The organism is Aquimarina amphilecti (assembly GCF_900109375.1).
Classification (GTDB): Bacteria; Bacteroidota; Bacteroidia; order Flavobacteriales; family Flavobacteriaceae; genus Aquimarina; species Aquimarina amphilecti.
Genome location: NZ_FOAB01000006.1, coordinates 322287 through 341103, shown reverse-complemented (window position 1 = coordinate 341103; position 18817 = coordinate 322287). Strand labels below are relative to the sequence as shown.

Genomic DNA, 18817 nt, shown 5'->3' with positions numbered 1-18817 from the left:
AATCAATTTTAAACTTGGGGAAAACTTTAAACAAATCAGCACAAAAAGAAATTAACGGAGGTCGTGCATTTTTTGACTGCTCAGATGTATGCAGAATTAGAGAAGAAGACAGACAATATCATATAGCACTTCAAATGGAGTTATATGGTTTAAATTTTTCTCATTGTACATGTAGTGGACATTCTTGTTAATATCCAGTTACTTAAAATACTTAAAAGAAGTAGATTCTACTTCTTTTAAGTATTTACCAACCAAAAAATTCTTTAAAAAGCTTTTAGATTATTGGTAAACGTCTTTTTAAATAAATTCTCTCGCAAAGATATAGACACATACAGTGAGTGTCTTAAAATGTTCACTGCAAAATAATTTTTTAAATATTTATTATGAAAAAATCAATTTTAGAACTAGGAAAAGTTTTAACTAAAGTAGAACAAAAAAAGATTTCAGGTGGTTTAAGTCATTCTTCTTGCTGTGAATGGTGTTGGGGAGGTGATGGGACATATTGTGCCGATTGGGGAGAAATAAACAAAACTTGTAAATATTCAAGAGGATGTGATAGTGCTGGTTATTAAACATTAGTATAATTCTAGAAAGATAACAACAAGAATAATTTTTAAATATTTATCATGAAAAAATCAATTTTAAAACTAGGAAAAGCTTTAACTAAGGTAGATCAAAAACTCATTAAAGGAGGTACAGATCCTATTGCTGGTTTTCCTGGAGGCGGAGGAAATGGAGGCGGTTCAGGAGATTCTTCAAGATGTTTTTGTTTAATGCAAAAATTCGGACAATTTTATCCTGTTTACGTAGACTGCAATGACACATGTACCGACGGCAGTGATCCTCTATCTAACTAGTCTAAAAACTATTGAAGAATAGACATAAATGGTGAGTGTCTATAAACGTTCCCTGTAAAATAATTTTAAACATCTATTATGAAAAATCAAATTTTGAACATAGGAAAACCTTTAAATAAATTAGAACAAAAGAAAGTATTTGGAGGTAAATTCGGTGGCGAATGTAAGTCCGCTAGAGAGTGTTGGATGGCAACAGGTCAAACTGGTAGCGCAACTGACTACTTATGTATTGATGGACATTGTGCCTTTAATCCATTTTAAAATTATTATAGTCAAATATTTTTACACCTATCAAAAGGAATAAAAAATAGGTTATAATAGTACTGGGAAGCAAAACTTCCCAGTATATATTTCTTTGTAATCTTGTCAATAAACATTTTTTTTGATTAAAAAATGAAATCCTTCATTTCTTTCCTAAAAACTAATACCTAAGCTTCCCCCCTCTAAACTAGAAATGCAATATACTTCACAAGTCATTTTACAGTTGTAGACAAAGTGTCTTCGTTTTTTTTATAAAGTAACTAGGTAACAAATCCGTTCTTTACGACACTTACATATATAGAATAGCTAATTAAAAAGTTATAAAAGATTACCACCTATAGAACTTCTATACAACGGAAAATACATAAAAATCAAATATTCAACTAAAAAAATAGTTCAATAATAAAAAGTTTAACTACTTTTAAAAAAATAATCAAAAAACAAATTCACACTAACTATAATATGTCATCGATGATTAAAAAAACAATTTTTAATACATTCATTGGAGCTTTTTTATGTAGTATTCCATTTTCTGGAATAGCTCAATCTAACGATACTAAAGAGCTAAACGCAGCATCTAATGTAAAAAATGAAGATAAAATACCCGTAGATCCTAATGTAAAGATTGGGAAATTAAAAAATGGTCTCACCTATTATATACGTAATAATGGAAAACCTGAAGACAAGGTAGAATTAAGATTAGTTGTAAACGCAGGTTCTATTTTAGAGGATGACAACCAACTAGGTTTGGCTCATTTTATGGAGCATATGAACTTTAATGGCACTAAAAACTTCAAAAAGAATGACCTTGTAGATTACCTACAAACCATTGGGGTTAAATTTGGAGCGGACCTTAACGCATATACTAGTTTTGATCAAACTGTTTATATTCTTCCTATTCCTAGTGATGATCCAGAAAAGCTAGAAAAAGGATTTCAAATCATTGAAGATTGGGCGCATAACGCAGAATTAACCGAAGAAGCTATAGATGGAGAAAGAGGTGTTGTATTAGAAGAATATCGCCTAGGTAAAGGTGCTAATGAGCGTATGCTGCAAGAGTATTTACCTATTATAGCCTATAATTCTAGATATTCGGAACGCTTACCCATAGGAACAAAAAAAATATTAGAGAACTTCAAATACGAAGACGTAAGAAGTTTTTATAAAGACTGGTATCGTCCAGATTTAATGTCAGTAGTTGCAGTTGGTGATCTTGATGTAGCTACATTAGAACAAAAAATTAAAGATCACTTTAGTGGCATACAAATGCCGTCAAACCCTAAGAAAAGAGAAACTTACGATACCCCTAATCATAAAGAAACGCTTATTGCTGTTGTATCGGATAAAGAAGCCTCCAACTCTGTTGTTAGGCTTATGTATAAAGACAGAGAGGTTTCAGAACCAATGACTACAGTAGGAGATTACAGAAAGGCCATTGTAGAAAGAGTATTTACCCAAATGATGAATAGCCGTTTAAACGAATTACGTAACAAACCTAATCCACCATTTGTATTTGCAGGAAGTAGTCATAGTGGAATTTTTGCTCGTAATAGGGAAGCATATCAATCTTTTGCGCTAACCTCAGAAACAGGGCAGTTAAATGCGCTAAAAACAATACTCCAAGAAAATAAAAGAGTACAGAAATATGGATTCAAATCTAGCGAATTAGATCGAGCAAAAAAGGAAATTTCTGCCAATTGGGAAAAGCAATTTAAAGATAAGGACAAGAGAGAATCTGCTCGTATTATTGGCGAGTACATTAATAACTATCTCGAACAAGAACCTATTCCAGGAATCGAATGGGAATATCAATATACAATGTCTCAATTACCAACTATAACTCTTGAAGAGGTTAATGGGTTAATTAAAGATTTTTTACACGATGATAATAGAGCGGTAATTATGACCGGTCCAGAAAAAGAAGGATTAAAACAGGTTACAAAAGAAGAGATCCTTTCTTTACTAAAAGAGGTGGAGACTTCAGAAATAGAAGACTACAAAGATGAAAAAGTTCGTGAGAATTTGATTGAAAAAATGCCTACTCCAGGAAAAATTGTTTCATCAAAAAAAGATGAAAAACTAGGTGTCACAGTTTTAGAATTAGGTAATGGTGCTAAAATCACCTATAAGAAAACAGATTTCAAAAACGACGAAATTTTATTTTCTGCATATAGTTATGGAGGAAGCTCTCTATTTTCTTTAGAAGATCATAATCAAGTAACTTTTGGACTTGGAAGCATTACTCAAACGGGACTTGGAGGATTATCACTTAATGATATGAGTAAAGTTATGGCAGGTAAGATCGCTAGAGTTCGTCCTTATATAAATAACTTATCAGAAGGATTTAATGGATCTGCTACTCCAAAAGATTTAGAAATCTTATTCCAACAAATACATCTTTATTTTACTAGTCTAAATAAAGATGAAAAAGCTTTTAGATCTGATCAGGCAAAAACGAAAGGCTTTTTAGCCAACTATTTATCTAATCCACAAAGCTACTTCAGGGAAGAATTTAATAAGTTTCAATTTGGTAAAAACCCTAGATACACTGGATTTCCTACACCTGAGAAATTAGATGCAGTTAATTATGAGTTAACTTATCAGAAATACAAGGAGAGATTTGCAGGAGCCGGTGGTTTCAACTTCTATTTTGTTGGTAATATTGACGAATCTAAACTAAAACAATATGCGGAAAAGTATATTGCTAGTTTACCTGATACAGGTAAAGACGAAACATACAAAACTTCGAATTTCAGACCCTTATCAGGTACTCATGAAAAAACAGTATACAAGGGTAAAGACCCTAAAAGTTCTGTAAATATTGTATGGAGAGGAGAAACAGCTTATGATAAATCAGAAAAATTAGCAATAGAAGCTTTAGGAGAAATCCTAAGTATAAAACTTATAGAAAAACTTCGAGAAGAAGAAGGTGGTGTTTATGGTGTTGGTGCTAGAGGAGGTATGTACAAAATAGGACCGTCTGGCGGTTACAGTGGATATCGTTTTTCCATATCCTTCCCTTGTGGTCCAGAAAATGTAAAAAAATTAACTGATGCTGCTATTGCAGAAGTAAAAAAAGTTATAAATGAAGGGCCAACTGACAAGGATTTAGCTAAAATCAAAGAATCAAGATTATTAGATTACAAGGAAAAAAGTAAACAAAATTCTTTCTGGCTAAGTAATCTTCAAAATGCAGATTATAATCAGATCACCATAGAAAGTGAAGAGACATATGCAGAAACAATTAAAAAATTATCTAAGCAAGATGTTCAAAATATAGCTAAAAAATATATAGATACCGGATATATTTTAGGTGTATTAATGCCCGAAAAAAAATAAATAAAATATAGTATTCACTCTGAAGGCCGTCTGTTTCAACTGACGGTCTTTTTTTATTTATAAACCGAAAGAAAAATTAAAAAAATATCCCATTATATACAGTAACATTTATTCATTTAGTGACACTATAATGTAGCAATACATAAATAGCAAAAATGAAGAATACAATTATTTTACTAATCGCATTATTAATAAGTACGATAACTTCTGCTCAAAACGAATTTGAACCAGGAACTATCCATTTAAAAGACGGATCAAAACAAAAGGGATTGATTCAATTTTTTAATAAAAAAAATTATAAATCAATTCTATTTAAAAAACTAGAAGAGAGTGAGGTCAAAACGTTTACAACAAATCAGATTGATTATTATGCTTTTGATAATGTTGATAAAAAAGTAATTACTGAGTTAATCAACCTCTCTCCTGTTTTTCTTGAAGTAATTATTGAAGGAAAAGCAAGTCTCCTTTTATACAATGATAAAAATGGTGACAAAAGATATTTTCTGAAATCCAAAAAATCAGGTTTGAAAGAACTGGATATTATTACAAAAGACAAAGGAGATCTGAGTAAAGGACAATTTAAGTTAAAACGATATGTTGGAATTTTAAATTTTGAATTTAATGATTGTGAAAACTTAAAAATCCAAGCAAATAATATTAAACTAACACTAACCAGTTTATCTAAAGCCTTTTTAGAATACAACAATTGTTCAGGAAGTACCTCTTTTAGTTCAGAACGATTAAAAAGAGAAGATATACATGACCTTGTAATACTAGCAGGTCTATATTCTACAAAAATTAAAGAAAAAGGAGACGGGATAAGAGGAATGGGGTTTGAAAACTCTTTAACGCCATCAATAGAAATCCATTACATATATACTCCTACTCTATTCAACTCTAAAACTTCACTTTCGATTGGAGCTTCCTATAATGAGATAAACTCAGAAACAGACTACTTTAGAAACGTCCCTGTTTTAATAGGAGATTATGTCACAACAAAAATAAACCCTAAGACTTTAAATCTTAGGGTTGGTATATATTATAACTTTAGTCAATCGAAGAAAAAATTAAAGAGCAACTTAGGTATATTTTATATAAACAGTCGCTTACTTAATTCAGATAAAACATATTTAAGGATTGATACTGATGGAAATGAAGAATATTTTTATGAAGATTTTAATGTTCCAATATTGAAGTCTTCTTCGGGATTTGCGATAGAGCTAGGTCTTAATTACAATATTTATAAGAATAATGACATAATCGCCAAGGTAGGTTATGAAAGAATAGGAGATTTTTTAGATTTTGTTGGAGCCACATATGCAAGTAATACATTCACTCTAAAATTAGGTTATAGTTTTAATTTATAACTTTTATATAGTAATAATATCTTCTCAGAGACCGTCAACACTGATGGTCTCTTTTTTATTAAGCACTGTTAATACTTTTCATTTTTATAATGTATAATTAATTGTATTTTTATCGCTTAAAATCCAAATCTCCCCCTATGGGTAAAATAATAGCGATTGCCAATCAAAAGGGTGGTGTTGGTAAAACAACCACCTCTGTAAATTTAGCTGCTTCTCTAGGAGTATTAGAGAAGAAAGTATTATTAATAGATGCTGATCCACAAGCCAACGCGACTTCTGGATTAGGATTAGATGTAGAAAACATTGAAAAAGGAACGTACCAGATACTTGAACATACTATCAAACCTGAAGAGTCAATATTAGAGACTACTTCTCCTAATGTAGATATCATACCAGCGCATATCGATCTGGTAGCTATAGAGATTGAACTCGTCGATAAAGACGAACGAGAATATATGCTAAAGAAGGCTATTGAACATCTTAAGTCTGCATATGATTATATTTTGATCGACTGCGCACCATCATTAGGCCTATTAACACTTAATGCATTAACCGCTTCCGATTCGGTAATTATTCCTATTCAATGCGAGTATTTTGCTTTAGAAGGATTAGGAAAATTACTTAATACGATAAAAAGTGTTCAAAAAATTCACAACCAACAATTAGATATAGAAGGATTATTACTTACAATGTATGATTCTAGATTACGATTATCTAATCAGGTCGTTGAAGAAGTGCAAAAACATTTTAATGAAATGGTTTTTAAAACAATCATTCAGAGAAATATACGTTTAAGTGAAGCTCCTAGTTACGGTGAGAGTATAATTAATTATGATGCTGCTAGTAAAGGTGCTAGCAATTACTTAAGTTTGGCACACGAGATTATAAAGAAAAATAGTTAAGGATTCATGGCGAAGGCAACAAAAAAACAAGCTTTGGGTAGAGGACTATCAGCTTTGCTGAAAGACCCAGAAAATGACATAAAATCAGCTGAAGATAAAAATGCTGATAAGGTAGTTGGTAATATTATAGAATTAGATTTAAATAGTATTGAAGTAAATCCTTTTCAGCCACGTACCAGTTTTAATGATGAAACACTTCAAGAGCTTGCTACTTCTATCAAGGAAATAGGTGTTATTCAACCTATAACTGTACGTAAGTTAGATTTTGATAAGTATCAGTTAGTAAGTGGAGAAAGACGTTTTCGTGCTTCTAAATTAGTTGGTTTAAAAACTATCCCTGCGTACATCCGTATCGCTGATGACCAAGAATCACTAACTATGGCTTTGGTAGAAAACATCCAACGCCAAGATTTAGATCCTATAGAGATTTCTTTATCTTATCAAAGATTGATTGATGAAATTAAATTAACTCAAGAACAATTAAGTGATCGTGTAGGTAAGAAAAGATCTACCATCGCTAATTATTTAAGATTATTAAAATTAGATCCTATTGTACAAACTGGTATTAGAGATGGCTTTATCTCTATGGGTCACGGAAGAGCATTAATTAATATCGATGATCAGCAACAGCAACTTGATATTTATGAAAAAATTATAGGAGATTCTTTATCTGTTCGTAACACTGAAAAATTAGTTAGGTCTTTAAATAATAAAGAGGAAAAAACCGATACTGAAAAAACGGAAACTAAAGCTCCTCAATATATTCTAAAAGGAATTAAAGATTTCTCGGAATATTTCGGAGCTAAGATTGATGTAAAAGTTTCCAGTAATGGACGAGGGAAATTAATAATCCCATTTTCTTCTGAAGAAGATTTTAAACGCCTAAAGAAACTTATTGATAGTGAAAACTAAGTCATTTTATATTATTTTATTTCTATGCTTTTTTGTTCATACGGCCTTTTCTCAAGAAGAAAACGAAAATGAAGAACTAAAAGTAGTTACAGAAGAAGTTGCCGTTAAGAAGAAGAAAAAGAAAAAAAAGAAAAAAATCAGACCTTATGAACCTTTAGCACCAGCTCGTGCTGCATTCTATTCTGCCATATTACCAGGATTAGGTCAAGCATATACTGGGAAATACTGGAAAATACCAATTGTTTATGGAGCGTTAGGTGCAGGAGTATACTTTTATTTAGAAAATAACAATACGTATAATGAACTTCGGGATGCTTACAAAGGTAGATTAGCAGGTATAGACCCAAGTGACTTAGATTTCCCTGATTTTAGCGATGAACAATTAATTGATTTACAAAGACGTTTTAGAAGAGATCAAGAGTTATCTTTATTGATTACTGCTGGCTTGTATGTTCTTAACATTATAGATGCTAATGTTACTGCTCATTTACAACAATTTAATGTCTCAAAAGACCTTTCTTTTAAACCCAAAATAAAATTCAACGAATTTGATGCCAGACCTAGTTATGTTATGTCATTAAATTATAGTTTTTAGATTTTATAACCAACAACCACCAAAAAATATGAATATTGCTCTTTTAGGATATGGAAGAATGGGTAAAACCATAGAAAAAATTGCAACAGAGAGAGGTCATTCTATTGTACTTATTGTTGATAAGGATGATAAAGATTATGATGTATCTGTAGCTGATGTAGCTATTGATTTCAGCATCCCTTCTGCAGCAGTAAACAATATCACGAACTGCTTCAATGCTGGAGTACCGATTATATCTGGTACTACGGGTTGGTTAGATCATTATGATCATATCATATCTTTATGTAAGGAAAAAAAAGGTGGTTTTATTTATGCTTCTAACTATAGTCTAGGTGTTAACCTTTTCTTTGAACTAAATAAAAAATTAGCAAAAATGATGAACCCTATTGAAGGATATGATATCAATATGGAAGAAATTCATCATACTCAAAAATTAGATGCTCCGAGTGGAACAGCTATTACCTTAGCTGAAGGTATTATAGAAAACAGCAATAAAGATGGGTGGCTTTTAGACCAAGGAAATGAAGATACAATTCCTATTATAGCTAAAAGAATTGAAAATATTCCAGGAACACATACAGTTACCTACACCTCTGCTGTAGATGATATCGAAATCAAACATACTGCTCATAACAGACAAGGTTTTGCGCTAGGCGCTGTTGTAGCTGCAGAATGGCTATCTGGCAAAAGAGGGGTTTATGGAATGAAAGACGTTTTAGGTTTATAACTAAAAAAATAAAAAGTGTAACACTTTTGATGTTACTTACACTTATACTAAAAACATATATAAGATGACACTATCAGAATGGTTTATATTTTTCCTGGCAGTACAAGTAATACATTTCTTGGGGACTTGGAAATTATACGTTAAAGCAGGAAGAAAAGCCTGGGAGGCAGGAATACCGGTATACAATGCTGTTGTTTTAATGAAAATAATCAATCGTCCTTGGTGGTGGGTAATATTATTATTTATTCCCGTAATCAACGTAATCATGCTTCCTGTAATATGGGTAGAAACCATTAGAAGTTTTGGAAAAAATACAACAACTGATACCATATTAGTAATCGTAACATTAGGTTTCTACATCTACTATGTAAACTATATGTTAGATGTAAAACATATTAAAAATAGAGATCTTAAACCAAAAACAGGCACTGGAGAATGGATTAGCTCTATTCTTTTTGCGGTAGTTGCAGCCACATTAGTGCACACATACTTTATGCAACCATACACGATACCTACTGGATCTTTGGAAAGAACGTTATTAGTTGGAGACTTCTTATTCGTAAGCAAATTTCATTATGGAGCTAGAACACCAATGACATCAGTTTCTTTCCCTATGGTACACGATACGATTCCGTTAGTAAAAACAAAATCGTACAATAGTGATATACAATACCCATATTTTAGATTACCTGGTTTTCAAAAAATTAAACGTAATGATATTGTTGTATTTAGCTGGCCTGTGGATACTGTGCGGTTTTTTAGGGATCCTTCCGGAATTCATGTCTATAAGCCTATTGATAAAAAATCGAACTATGTAAAACGCTGCGTAGGTATTCCTGGTGATTCGTTATCAGTAGTAGATGGATATGTGCATATCAATGGAAAACAGACCGAATTGCCAGACAGAGCACAATTACAATTTTCTTATACGGGAACTACAAAAGGAAAAGGTTTTAATATGCAAAATCTTTATAATCGCTATAAAATCAAACCTAATGAATTTGGTTATAATAATGAATTCTTTCAATCAGGAGGTTTAACAAATGAAGCTGCTACTAAATTCAAAAATCATCCTAATGTAGCAAGTATTCAAAGAAGTATTACTCCAAAAGGAGCTAAAGGTTCTAGTATTTTTCCTAACAATGGAAAAGTTAATTGGAATATTGATAATTTTGGTGCAATTTATATTCCTGAAGCTGGTAAGACAGTAAAAATGGATCTACAAAGCTTTTCTCTATACAGAAGAATTATAGAAGTCTATGAAGGTTCAGAAATGGGAATAGATAATAAATTATCTGTTAATGGCCTACAGGTTTTATTAAACGGAAATCCAATCGACAGCTATACATTTAAACAAGATTATTACTGGATGATGGGTGATAATCGTCATAATAGTGAGGATAGTCGTGCTTGGGGATATGTTCCTGCAAATCATATCGTAGGTAAACCTGTTTTTATATGGATGAGTTGGGACACCAATGCTAAAGGTTTATTTAATAAAATACGATGGGAGCGCCTATTTACTACTGTTGGTGGTAATGGTAAACCAGTATCGTATTTCTATTATTTCTTAATTGCTTTAGCAGGATGGATAATTTTTAGTAAATACCGCAAGAAAAAGAAGACTGCTTAATATTTACTTATTTATAGGTTTTCAAAAACAAGTAACATATTTAAAGATTGAAAAATCCCTTACTCCATCCTATGTATTTTGGATCTATTTCTCAGTATGCAGTAATAGCTCAATCTGATTCAATTATTTTTGAAAATGAGGATAATTACCAAAAACAAACGTATCGCAACAGAACCTACATTTATGGAGCAAATGGAAAGCTTCTATTAACCATACCAATCAAACATTCTGGAACTAAAGACAACACTAAGATATTATATAGAGACGTTAGAATCGAAAACGAATTTAAATGGCAGCCACTTCACTGGAAATCGATTGAGTCTGCATATCGCACCTCTCCTTTTTTTGAATATTATGAAGATGAGATAGCCCACCTTTTCGAAAAAAGAAAAGACTTCTTGTTAGATTTTAATTATGAATGTACAGAAATTATTTGCGAATGTTTACAGTTAGATGTTTCAAACACTAAAACTGCAAATTATCAAAAAGATCCAGAAAACTCAACTGACTTAAGAATGCTAGTCAATGCCAAAAAAGAAAAAGTGTATGAACTATCTCCTTATATTCAAGTCTTTTCGGACAAGCACGGATTTATCCCTAATCTTTCTATTTTAGACTTGCTCTTTAACGAAGGTACAAATGCTCTTACTTATCTAGAAAATCAATCGGTTTTCTAATGTTACGCACAGTAATACATTATGGACTTCATTTTATTATACCTTTAGGTATTGCTTTTATATTATTTCCCAAACAGTGGAAAAAAGTATATCTAGTGTTTCTTGGGGCAATGTTTATTGATTTAGATCACCTATTAGCAAATCCAATTTTTGACCCAAATCGTTGTAGTATTGGATTTCATTTTTTACATAGTGTACCTGCAATTATTATGTACCTGATTATGTTAATTCCTAAAAACACAAGAGTTATCGGATTGGCACTACTTTGGCATATTATTACTGATTATATTGATTGCTTAATGATATAGATATTCCATTTAGAAAATATTTTTTAAATTTAGTACATAACTAGTTCCAAAAAATCATTTATAAATCCTCTCATTCTATGAATAAATTTCTACTTTCTATCGCTATCTTAACTCTTTTTTCCTGTGGAAAACAAAACAAAGAATCAAAAGAGGATTCCAAAACTAAATCGGAAAATATTAGTGCATTACCTATACAAAAACATGCATCAATACCTATAGACACTGCATTAGTCAGGAAAATTTCTAAAAAAGAAATGAATGCGGTTTTCTCGAACAGAAGGCAAATCCAATTAGGTATTTCCTACCCTTTATATCAGGCATATAATTATAAAGATGAATCCGGTGAATATTATCTACTACTAACAGATCATAAAAAAGCGATAACCGAAAAAAAGGATACTTTATACGATAATATATATGGAGTAAACTTACGAGTAGAAAAAAATCAGTTTAAGAAAAGATCAACTATCAAAGGTGAAATAGATCAAGATTGGGAAACATCTATTGGTTTCTGGAATCAATATTCGAAGTTAGAAGATTTTGATGGAGATGGTGTAATAGATCCTATAATTGTTTATGGTACCATTACTCCCAGTAAATACGAAGATGGCAGAGTAAGAATCATAGCCTATAACAAAAAAAGTAGAGTAACGATTAAACACCAAAATAGTGAGATTCCTGATGGAAGAATTACCAAAATAAATAAGAAGTTTTATAATTTTCCTCCACAAATACAAGAAGCTGTTAAAATAATAATGAAATCAATGACAAAAAACGGACATGCTTTTTTTGCTGATGACTGGGAAAAAAAGATGGGTAATAACGCTATTCGATTAGAGAATCAATAGATCAAAGTTTGATAATGGAAGATATCGGGTAATGATCGGAAAGCTCTACATCATAGCTTTTAAAACTTACTACCTCTGTATCATCAGGAACTAATATAAAATCAATTCTAGCAGGAAATAATTCAAAATTAAAAGTTTTACCAAAACCTTTACCTGCTTCTTTAAAGGTGTCTTGTAAATCTTCTGATTTTATTTTATCATATATATAAGAGTATGCTGTATTATTAAAATCGCCCATTACAACATTTCTGTATGGTGATGACTTCATATGTTCAATAAGTTGTTCTGTCTGAGTTTGTTGTTTTTTAAACGAAGTCTGAATACGTTTTAGTAATTTTTGAGAATCAGCTTTTGCGAGATCATCCGTTTTAGTGCTAATACCATGCGACTGTAAGTGAACATTATAAATTCTTATCGTATCAGACTTTATAACAATATCAGCAAAAATCACATTATTAGCTGTTTTTTCGAAACTTAATGAACCCTTGTTTATAAATGGGTACTTAGAAAATATAACCAATGCTAATTCTTTACTGCGATGATGAAAATAATCATACTTGTATTTATATTGTTTAAAATCTATGTCAGGATTATTATAAAACTCTTGTGCACAGAAAATATCGGGATTTTCAGTTTTAACTAACTTTGAAATATCTTTTGGTATCCCATCAGCATCAATCCACTTAAATCGATTAAACGCGTGCACATTATAACTCAACAATGAAAGTGTATCATTGGTGTTTTCTGATGATTTCCCTCTTAATTTATACAAAGAAGTTACGTGCGATATTCCTAGGATTAACACAATTAATGACAACAACATTTTTCGCTTTAACAGTACAGCCCAATAGAACAAAAACAATGCATTAATAACTATCAATATAGGAACAGCAAGACTTAATACCGATAATAAAGGAAATGTTTGAGGAGAGACATAAGGCAATAAATAAGACATCAATAAAGCAAAAGCTACCAACGAATTGATAAAGAATACGATCTTATTTACTAGCTTTCTCATAACTAATCTTTGCCTGCCTTAAACAGAAAGTCTTTCTCCTGTTTTGTTAAGCTATCATAACCGCTTTTGCTAATTTTATCCAATATTGCATCTATTTCTGCTTGGTTAGGGTTTTTAACTTTAGATGAACTTGTACTTTTTTTAGCCGCATTTTTTGATTTCTTAGCTTTATGAACGGTCTTTAAAGGGCTCTTCTTTCTAGGTTTAAACATACTTACCGTAGCATCCATAAGTTTTTCAAAACCACTTCCTATATCATTCCCTTTTCTAAGCTGTATTGCATACAAATAACCAAACAAAGCTCCACCTAAATGTGCTATGTGCCCACCTGCATTACCTGAAGGTATTTGAATAATATCAAGTATTACAAAAAAAGCAGCTATCCACCAGAACTTTACACTCCCAATAAACATTAACCGAACAGACATATGAGGTATATAAGCGGCAGTAGCAATAAGTATAGCCATTACAGAAGCCGAAGCTCCAAGCAGTACAGAATTACCAACTTCTGAAAACGCAGGAAACAAATTATACGATAACATATAAAGTATTGCTCCCATGATTGCCCCCAAAAAATAAACAGTTAGCACTCGTTTTCCTGTTAGATAAGCAACAAAATATTTTCCTGAAAAATATAAAATAATCATATTAGACGCTATATGGAAAAATCCGCTATGAAGAAAAGCATATGTAACGATTGACCAAGGTTTCGTAAAAAAATCCTCAAGCTCTTTTGGGAAAGTAAACCAATCCATTAAAAATCCACTGGACGAATTGAATAGGTACGCGAATGTATTTATAAGATAAAAAGATACGAATACAACTACATTAATTACAATAAGTTTTTCGATTATCGAAAAGGTCTTAAACTTCAATTTTAAATCGTCTATCTGTGACATTAATTCCAACGATTTTGATTAAACGAATTCTTTTTCCAGTACCACATCGTAATAAACCCGATAACCGCTCCTCCAATATGTGCCCAATGAGCAACATTGGTCGCTCCATATATACTTTGACCAGTAATTCCTCCAAACAAATCTAAAGCAAAATATCCTGCAACCATATACTTAGCCTTTATTGGCACTGGAATAAACATAAGATATAAAGGTAAATTAGGATATAATACTGCAAAAGCAACTATAACTCCAGAAATAGCTCCAGAAGCTCCCACCATGGGAGTGAGATATGACCCAATCATTTGTTCCGTCACTTCTTGAGGAATATTAGGATATACTGTATACTTTCCTGTTGCTAATGTATTATTCAAAAATTCTTTTATCTCTAAAACAGTAAAGCCTGCCTCCTGATATGCTTGATATCCAGGTAAAAACTGGAAATAAGTAAACAAAATTTGCAAACCTGCTGCGCCTAGCCCAGAAGAAAAATATAAAAACAAAAATTTCTTCTGTCCAACCGAATTTTCTAAATGACTTCCAAACATATATAACATAAACATATTAAATAGTATATGTGTAAATGTTGACTGACTATGCATAAACATATGCGTAATAATCTGCCATATCTGGAAATTATCATTTTGTGGAAACCACAATGCAAATAACCTAAAAGCTGTATCTCCCAGAGTCAATGCACCAATAAAAAAGATTACGTTAATAATCAATAAGGTCTTAACTGTATCTGTAATTCTCCCCATGTACTCTTAAAATTTTTTATCTATATCATCTACTGTTAACGTGATGAATGTTGGCTTATTATCTGGCGTTACTGTTGGTTCCGTACAAGCGAAAAGACTATTTACGATATGCTGCAATTGTTCTTGTGCTAAATCAACACCAGTTCTTACCGCAATACTTCCCGAAATAGATCTTGCTAAAAGATCTGTTAAAGAAAAACCGCTATCAGGCACCTCTTGTTCAATATCGCTAATTAATTTTTCTAATAGCACAGAAACTTCACTTTCTGTAGTCACCGTAGGAATACCAGATATCGACACTTCTCCATCCGTAATTTCCCCAAAAACAAAACCAGTGTTTTCTAATTGTTCCCGAACTTCTTTTAATAACAAAATTTCCTGTTTAGAAAAAGATAATTTTAATGGAAATAATAGTTGTTGACTTACAGCACTGGCCATAGTAATATTACGTAATACTTCTTCATAGAGCACTCGCTGATGAGCCCTGTTTTGATGAATAATTACCATCCCACTCTTAATAGTAGTAATGATATATTTTCTTCTTAATTGATAGGTGGTATTATGCTCTAAACTCGCTTGTTGATCTCCATCAAACAATGAACCTGTTACTTCGGAACTCTCAAACTGTATTGACGAAAAATCATTTTCTACTGATTTAGGTGACACTTCTGAAGTATCCAAACCAGCATATAAATTTTCCCAACTACCTACTGATTCCTTCTTAAAATTGGTGTAATTATTTGCAGATGAAGAAGATGAACCCTCTTTCCTATCCTCTTTAAAAGGATTAAAACTTCTATCCACTTCTATAGTAGGCGTTTGCGCCATTTTACTCTTATACTCATATGGAGTATCCATGGACGAATCTCTATTGAAATCTAAAACAGGTGCTACATTAAATTGCCCTAAGCTATGTTTAATGGTAGAACGTAACATTGCGTACAAGGCGTGTTCATCATCAAATTTAATTTCGGTTTTAGTTGGATGAATATTAATATCAATAGATGTTGGATCTACTGTAAGGTATATAAAATAACTAGGGTGTGTTTTTTCTTTAAGTAATCCCTCAAAGGCAGAATTCACTCCATGATTAAGGTATGCACTTTTGATAAACCTATTATTTACAAAGAAAAATTGTTCTCCTCTAGTACGTTTTGCATATTCAGGTTTGCAAACAAAACCTGTAATACTAACTAAATCAGTTTCTTCATCAATCGGAACTAATTTTTCATTAGTTTTTCCACCAAAAATATGTACTATTCTTTGACGATGATTAGCTCCCGGTAGACTAAAAACCTCACTTCCGTTGTGGTACAAGTCAAATTTGATATCCGGATGTACCATAGCAACTCGATGAAATTCATCTATAATATGGCGTAGCTCTACTGAATTTGATTTTAAAAAATTACGTCGTGCCGGAATATTATAAAATAAATTTTTCACACTAATAGAAGTTCCTTTCGGAGTAACACAAACTTCCTGAGAAGCTACTTCACTTCCTTCTATTTTTATTTCAGTTCCAACCTCATCTTCTTCCTGTCTTGTCTTTAGCTCTACATGAGCAATAGCAGCTATTGAAGCAAGCGCCTCTCCTCTAAAGCCTTTCGTATTTAATTGAAAAAGATCTTCTGCTGACTTTATTTTGGAAGTCGCATGACGTTCAAAACTTAGTCGTGCATCCGTAACACTCATACCAACTCCATCATCAATTACTTGAATAAGAGTTTTTCCAGCTTCTTTAATTATTAATTTAATATAGGTAGCCTTAGCATCAATTGCATTTTCTAACAGTTCCTTAACTACAGAAGCAGGCCTCTGCACTACCTCTCCGGCAGCGATTTGATTGGCTACGTGATCCGGTAATAGTTGTATGATATCTGACATTTATTGTCGGGCAGTAAATATGGATAAATCAAAATCAATTAAATATAAAAAAATGAAGATTAATACAATTGCAACATAAATAACTCTTCTATTTATTTCACGATTACCTCTATTTCTACTAGATTTTCGATCTTCACTCCATTGAGATCCAAAGTCAATTGCATTTCTGGCGTCGCGATACTTAGTAATTCTATTCTCAAAATCATAGATATTGCCTTCACTCTTTCCCTTATAATATCGGGGAGTATAGTTATATCTTCGATTTGTTTTTCTTTTAGGGATACTTAATTTCACGTGCTGCTCCTTTCTTTTTATATTATTCAAATATACTTAAAATGCAGAGTAATCTAAAGCTTTTAGCATTACAATAACATTGAAAACATGAACAACAAGTATGATGCCGTTTTTAGAACCCAGAAAAGAATATATTGATATAAGTACCTATACTAAAGGTCAATTAAAACTTTGCATCTTTGCGCAATTGAGCCATTTTTATAGCCGCAATAGCAGCTTCTGTGCCTTTATTTCCGTGTTTACCTCCAGATCTATCAATTGATTGCTGCATATTATTATCTGTTAGTACACAGAATATAACAGGAATATCATTTTGGATATTTAGATCCTTAATTCCTTGAGTAACTCCATCGCAAACAAAATCAAAATGTTTAGTTTCTCCCTGAATCACACTTCCGATTGCAATTACGGCATCTAACATATCGTATGATTCTTGCATTTTCTTACAACCGTATATAAGTTCGAAACTACCAGGAACATTCCACCTTACAATATTATCCTTGATAGCCCCACAATCTATTAATGCATCAAAGGCTCCCTGAAAAAGACCTTCGGTTATGGTATCATTCCATTCAGAAACGACAATCCCAAACCGAAAGTTTTTCGAATTTGGGATTGTTGTTTTATCGTACTGAGATAAATTTTTATTTTCTGTAGCCATTGTTAATTAATGGTTTATTGTTGAAAGCTGATAGTATTTACTGTAATAAAACATTACGCGTCCTAAAAACTAACAACTATGAACTACTTAAGCATTCCTTGCGCTCTTCCTAAATGAACATCCGCTTGATTCGCCTCTGCACTTTTAGAAAACTCTTCTTTAATTCTTTCTAAATAGGTAACTGCTATTTCTGGTTTCCCTAATGATATTGCAGTTATAGCAGACTTTAATAAAAACTTAGGAGTTGTAAATTCATTATTCTTAGCTTTTGCCGCTCTTTCATAATAAGATAAAGCTTCTCCCATTTGGTCTAATTGTGCAAAAGCATCACCTATTCCTCCTAATGCTAGCGGTCCTAACATTTCATCATCACTTTTAAACTTATCAAGATAATCAATAGCTTCTTGATATTTTTTCATATTAAGGTAAGAGAAACCTGCGTAGTAATTAGAAAGATTGGCGGCCTTAGTACCTCCATAGTTTTCTATGATTTCTAAGAATCCGTATTTTCCTTCACCTCCGTTAAGAGCCAATGTATATAAAGAGTCACTAATGGTAGTGTTTCCATTTACTGCGTTATCAAAATATTGTTGCGCTTTAAACATTTCATTAGAAGCCTCTAATTCTTTAGGTTCCTGAATATATTTTTGATATCCTAGATATCCTAACACTACAGCAGCGATAGCACCAACAATGATAAATATATATTTTTGATTAGCAGCAACCCATTCTTCAGTTCGGGAAGCACCTTCATCCAAAGTATTAAATACCTCAGCAGTTGTAGAATTGTCTTCTAATTGCTCTACCTCTTCTGCTTTATTTTTTGGTTTGTATCCTCGTTTCTTATAAGTTGCCATAAATTATATTTAATGAACGG

At 31.9% G+C, this 18817-nt stretch carries 21 protein-coding genes; 14 read left to right on the top strand and 7 right to left on the bottom strand.

The window, feature by feature from the left end; all coding sequences use genetic code 11:
• Positions 1 to 14 precede the first annotated feature (14 nt).
• The 14 genes from BMY33_RS23565 to BMY33_RS17205 all read left to right on the top strand — a co-directional run bounded on the left by BMY33_RS23565 (position 15) and on the right by BMY33_RS17205 (position 12426).
• On the top strand, positions 15 to 191 hold the full coding sequence (locus tag BMY33_RS23565) for a hypothetical protein (RefSeq protein WP_170837115.1): 177 nt from the start codon (positions 15 to 17) through the stop codon (positions 189 to 191).
• A gap of 192 nt (positions 192 to 383) precedes the next feature.
• On the top strand, positions 384 to 572 hold the full coding sequence (locus BMY33_RS17265; protein WP_091410872.1) for a hypothetical protein: 189 nt from the start codon (positions 384 to 386) through the stop codon (positions 570 to 572).
• A 54-nt stretch (positions 573 to 626) separates the two neighbouring features.
• Positions 627 to 857 carry a hypothetical protein gene (locus BMY33_RS17260; RefSeq protein WP_091410870.1) on the top strand — a complete coding sequence of 77 codons (231 nt, stop codon included), beginning with the start codon at positions 627 to 629 and terminating at the stop codon, positions 855 to 857.
• A 93-nt stretch (positions 858 to 950) separates the two neighbouring features.
• The gene (locus BMY33_RS23560; protein WP_170837114.1) at positions 951 to 1118 is read left to right on the top strand and encodes a hypothetical protein; all 168 of its coding nucleotides are present in this window, start codon (positions 951 to 953) and stop codon (positions 1116 to 1118) included.
• 471 nt (positions 1119 to 1589) lie between these two features.
• Positions 1590 to 4457 (top strand): M16 family metallopeptidase, encoded by a 2868-nt coding sequence (locus BMY33_RS17250; RefSeq protein ID WP_091410867.1) that lies wholly within the window; start codon positions 1590 to 1592, stop codon positions 4455 to 4457.
• A 155-nt stretch (positions 4458 to 4612) separates the two neighbouring features.
• Complete coding sequence (locus tag BMY33_RS17245; protein ID WP_091410866.1) at positions 4613 to 5824, top strand: hypothetical protein; 1212 nt, start codon at positions 4613 to 4615, stop codon at positions 5822 to 5824.
• 137 nt (positions 5825 to 5961) lie between these two features.
• Positions 5962 to 6726 carry a ParA family protein gene (locus tag BMY33_RS17240; protein WP_091410864.1) on the top strand — a complete coding sequence of 255 codons (765 nt, stop codon included), beginning with the start codon at positions 5962 to 5964 and terminating at the stop codon, positions 6724 to 6726.
• A gap of 6 nt (positions 6727 to 6732) precedes the next feature.
• Entirely contained in the window at positions 6733 to 7638 is a 906-nt protein-coding gene (locus tag BMY33_RS17235) for a ParB/RepB/Spo0J family partition protein (protein ID WP_091410863.1), read from the top strand.
• Positions 7628 to 8233, top strand: a complete 606-nt coding sequence (locus BMY33_RS17230) for a DUF5683 domain-containing protein (RefSeq protein ID WP_244543046.1) — start codon at positions 7628 to 7630, stop codon at positions 8231 to 8233. Before BMY33_RS17235 ends, BMY33_RS17230 begins: the two co-directional genes overlap by 11 nt.
• A gap of 28 nt (positions 8234 to 8261) precedes the next feature.
• Positions 8262 to 8960 carry a 4-hydroxy-tetrahydrodipicolinate reductase gene (dapB, locus tag BMY33_RS17225; protein ID WP_091410861.1) on the top strand — a complete coding sequence of 233 codons (699 nt, stop codon included), beginning with the start codon at positions 8262 to 8264 and terminating at the stop codon, positions 8958 to 8960.
• A 64-nt stretch (positions 8961 to 9024) separates the two neighbouring features.
• Positions 9025 to 10593, top strand: coding sequence for a signal peptidase I (gene lepB / locus BMY33_RS17220; RefSeq protein ID WP_091410859.1), 1569 nt, complete (start codon positions 9025 to 9027; stop codon positions 10591 to 10593).
• A gap of 47 nt (positions 10594 to 10640) precedes the next feature.
• Positions 10641 to 11270, top strand: coding sequence for a WbqC family protein (locus BMY33_RS17215; protein WP_091410857.1), 630 nt, complete (start codon positions 10641 to 10643; stop codon positions 11268 to 11270).
• A complete protein-coding gene (locus BMY33_RS17210; protein ID WP_091410855.1) occupies positions 11270 to 11578 on the top strand; it encodes a DUF6122 family protein in 309 nt (102 codons plus the stop codon). Before BMY33_RS17215 ends, BMY33_RS17210 begins: the two co-directional genes overlap by 1 nt.
• Before the next feature lie 77 nt (positions 11579 to 11655).
• Positions 11656 to 12426: a M949_RS01915 family surface polysaccharide biosynthesis protein gene (locus tag BMY33_RS17205; RefSeq protein ID WP_091410853.1), complete on the top strand. Its 771-nt coding sequence runs from the start codon at positions 11656 to 11658 to the stop codon at positions 12424 to 12426.
• Position 12427: 1 nt separating this feature from the next.
• On the opposite strand, the gene BMY33_RS17200 is transcribed toward BMY33_RS17205, so the two are convergent.
• The 7 genes from BMY33_RS17200 to BMY33_RS17170 form a co-directional block, all read right to left on the bottom strand.
• Positions 12428 to 13444: an endonuclease/exonuclease/phosphatase family protein gene (locus BMY33_RS17200; protein WP_091410852.1), complete on the bottom strand. Its 1017-nt coding sequence runs from the start codon at positions 13442 to 13444 to the stop codon at positions 12428 to 12430.
• A 2-nt stretch (positions 13445 to 13446) separates the two neighbouring features.
• Complete coding sequence (locus BMY33_RS17195; protein WP_091410850.1) at positions 13447 to 14343, bottom strand: rhomboid family intramembrane serine protease; 897 nt, start codon at positions 14341 to 14343, stop codon at positions 13447 to 13449.
• Positions 14343 to 15101, bottom strand: coding sequence for a rhomboid family intramembrane serine protease (locus BMY33_RS17190; protein ID WP_091410849.1), 759 nt, complete (start codon positions 15099 to 15101; stop codon positions 14343 to 14345). The genes BMY33_RS17195 and BMY33_RS17190 overlap by 1 nt, the downstream gene beginning before the upstream one ends.
• Before the next feature lie 6 nt (positions 15102 to 15107).
• Complete coding sequence (gene mutL, locus BMY33_RS17185) at positions 15108 to 16985, bottom strand: DNA mismatch repair endonuclease MutL (RefSeq protein ID WP_091410847.1); 1878 nt, start codon at positions 16983 to 16985, stop codon at positions 15108 to 15110.
• Positions 16986 to 17279: a hypothetical protein gene (locus BMY33_RS17180; RefSeq protein ID WP_091410983.1), complete on the bottom strand. Its 294-nt coding sequence runs from the start codon at positions 17277 to 17279 to the stop codon at positions 16986 to 16988. It lies immediately after the preceding gene.
• Positions 17280 to 17442: 163 nt separating this feature from the next.
• On the bottom strand, positions 17443 to 17940 hold the full coding sequence (ribH, locus tag BMY33_RS17175) for a 6,7-dimethyl-8-ribityllumazine synthase (RefSeq protein ID WP_027395640.1): 498 nt from the start codon (positions 17938 to 17940) through the stop codon (positions 17443 to 17445).
• Between the two features lie 83 nt (positions 17941 to 18023).
• On the bottom strand, positions 18024 to 18797 hold the full coding sequence (locus tag BMY33_RS17170; protein WP_091410845.1) for a tetratricopeptide repeat protein: 774 nt from the start codon (positions 18795 to 18797) through the stop codon (positions 18024 to 18026).
• Positions 18798 to 18817 lie beyond the last annotated feature (20 nt).

Excerpts from the sequence above, each read along its gene's own strand:
- BMY33_RS17265 (WP_091410872.1), top strand. The coding sequence starts at position 384 with ATGAAAAAATCAATTTTAGAACTAGGAAAAGTTTTAACTAAAGTAGAA.
- BMY33_RS17260 (WP_091410870.1), top strand. The coding sequence starts at position 627 with ATGAAAAAATCAATTTTAAAACTAGGAAAAGCTTTAACTAAGGTAGAT.
- BMY33_RS17250 (WP_091410867.1), top strand. The coding sequence starts at position 1,590 with ATGATTAAAAAAACAATTTTTAATACATTCATTGGAGCTTTTTTATGT.
- BMY33_RS17245 (WP_091410866.1), top strand. The coding sequence starts at position 4,613 with ATGAAGAATACAATTATTTTACTAATCGCATTATTAATAAGTACGATA.
- BMY33_RS17240 (WP_091410864.1), top strand. The coding sequence starts at position 5,962 with ATGGGTAAAATAATAGCGATTGCCAATCAAAAGGGTGGTGTTGGTAAA.
- BMY33_RS17235 (WP_091410863.1), top strand. The coding sequence starts at position 6,733 with ATGGCGAAGGCAACAAAAAAACAAGCTTTGGGTAGAGGACTATCAGCT.
- dapB (WP_091410861.1), top strand. The coding sequence starts at position 8,262 with ATGAATATTGCTCTTTTAGGATATGGAAGAATGGGTAAAACCATAGAA.
- lepB (WP_091410859.1), top strand. The coding sequence starts at position 9,025 with ATGACACTATCAGAATGGTTTATATTTTTCCTGGCAGTACAAGTAATA.
- BMY33_RS17210 (WP_091410855.1), top strand. The coding sequence starts at position 11,270 with ATGTTACGCACAGTAATACATTATGGACTTCATTTTATTATACCTTTA.
- BMY33_RS17205 (WP_091410853.1), top strand. The coding sequence starts at position 11,656 with ATGAATAAATTTCTACTTTCTATCGCTATCTTAACTCTTTTTTCCTGT.
- BMY33_RS17200 (WP_091410852.1), bottom strand. The coding sequence starts at position 13,444 with ATGAGAAAGCTAGTAAATAAGATCGTATTCTTTATCAATTCGTTGGTA.
- BMY33_RS17195 (WP_091410850.1), bottom strand. The coding sequence starts at position 14,343 with ATGTCACAGATAGACGATTTAAAATTGAAGTTTAAGACCTTTTCGATA.
- BMY33_RS17190 (WP_091410849.1), bottom strand. The coding sequence starts at position 15,101 with ATGGGGAGAATTACAGATACAGTTAAGACCTTATTGATTATTAACGTA.
- mutL (WP_091410847.1), bottom strand. The coding sequence starts at position 16,985 with ATGTCAGATATCATACAACTATTACCGGATCACGTAGCCAATCAAATC.
- ribH (WP_027395640.1), bottom strand. The coding sequence starts at position 17,940 with ATGGCTACAGAAAATAAAAATTTATCTCAGTACGATAAAACAACAATC.
- BMY33_RS17170 (WP_091410845.1), bottom strand. The coding sequence starts at position 18,797 with ATGGCAACTTATAAGAAACGAGGATACAAACCAAAAAATAAAGCAGAA.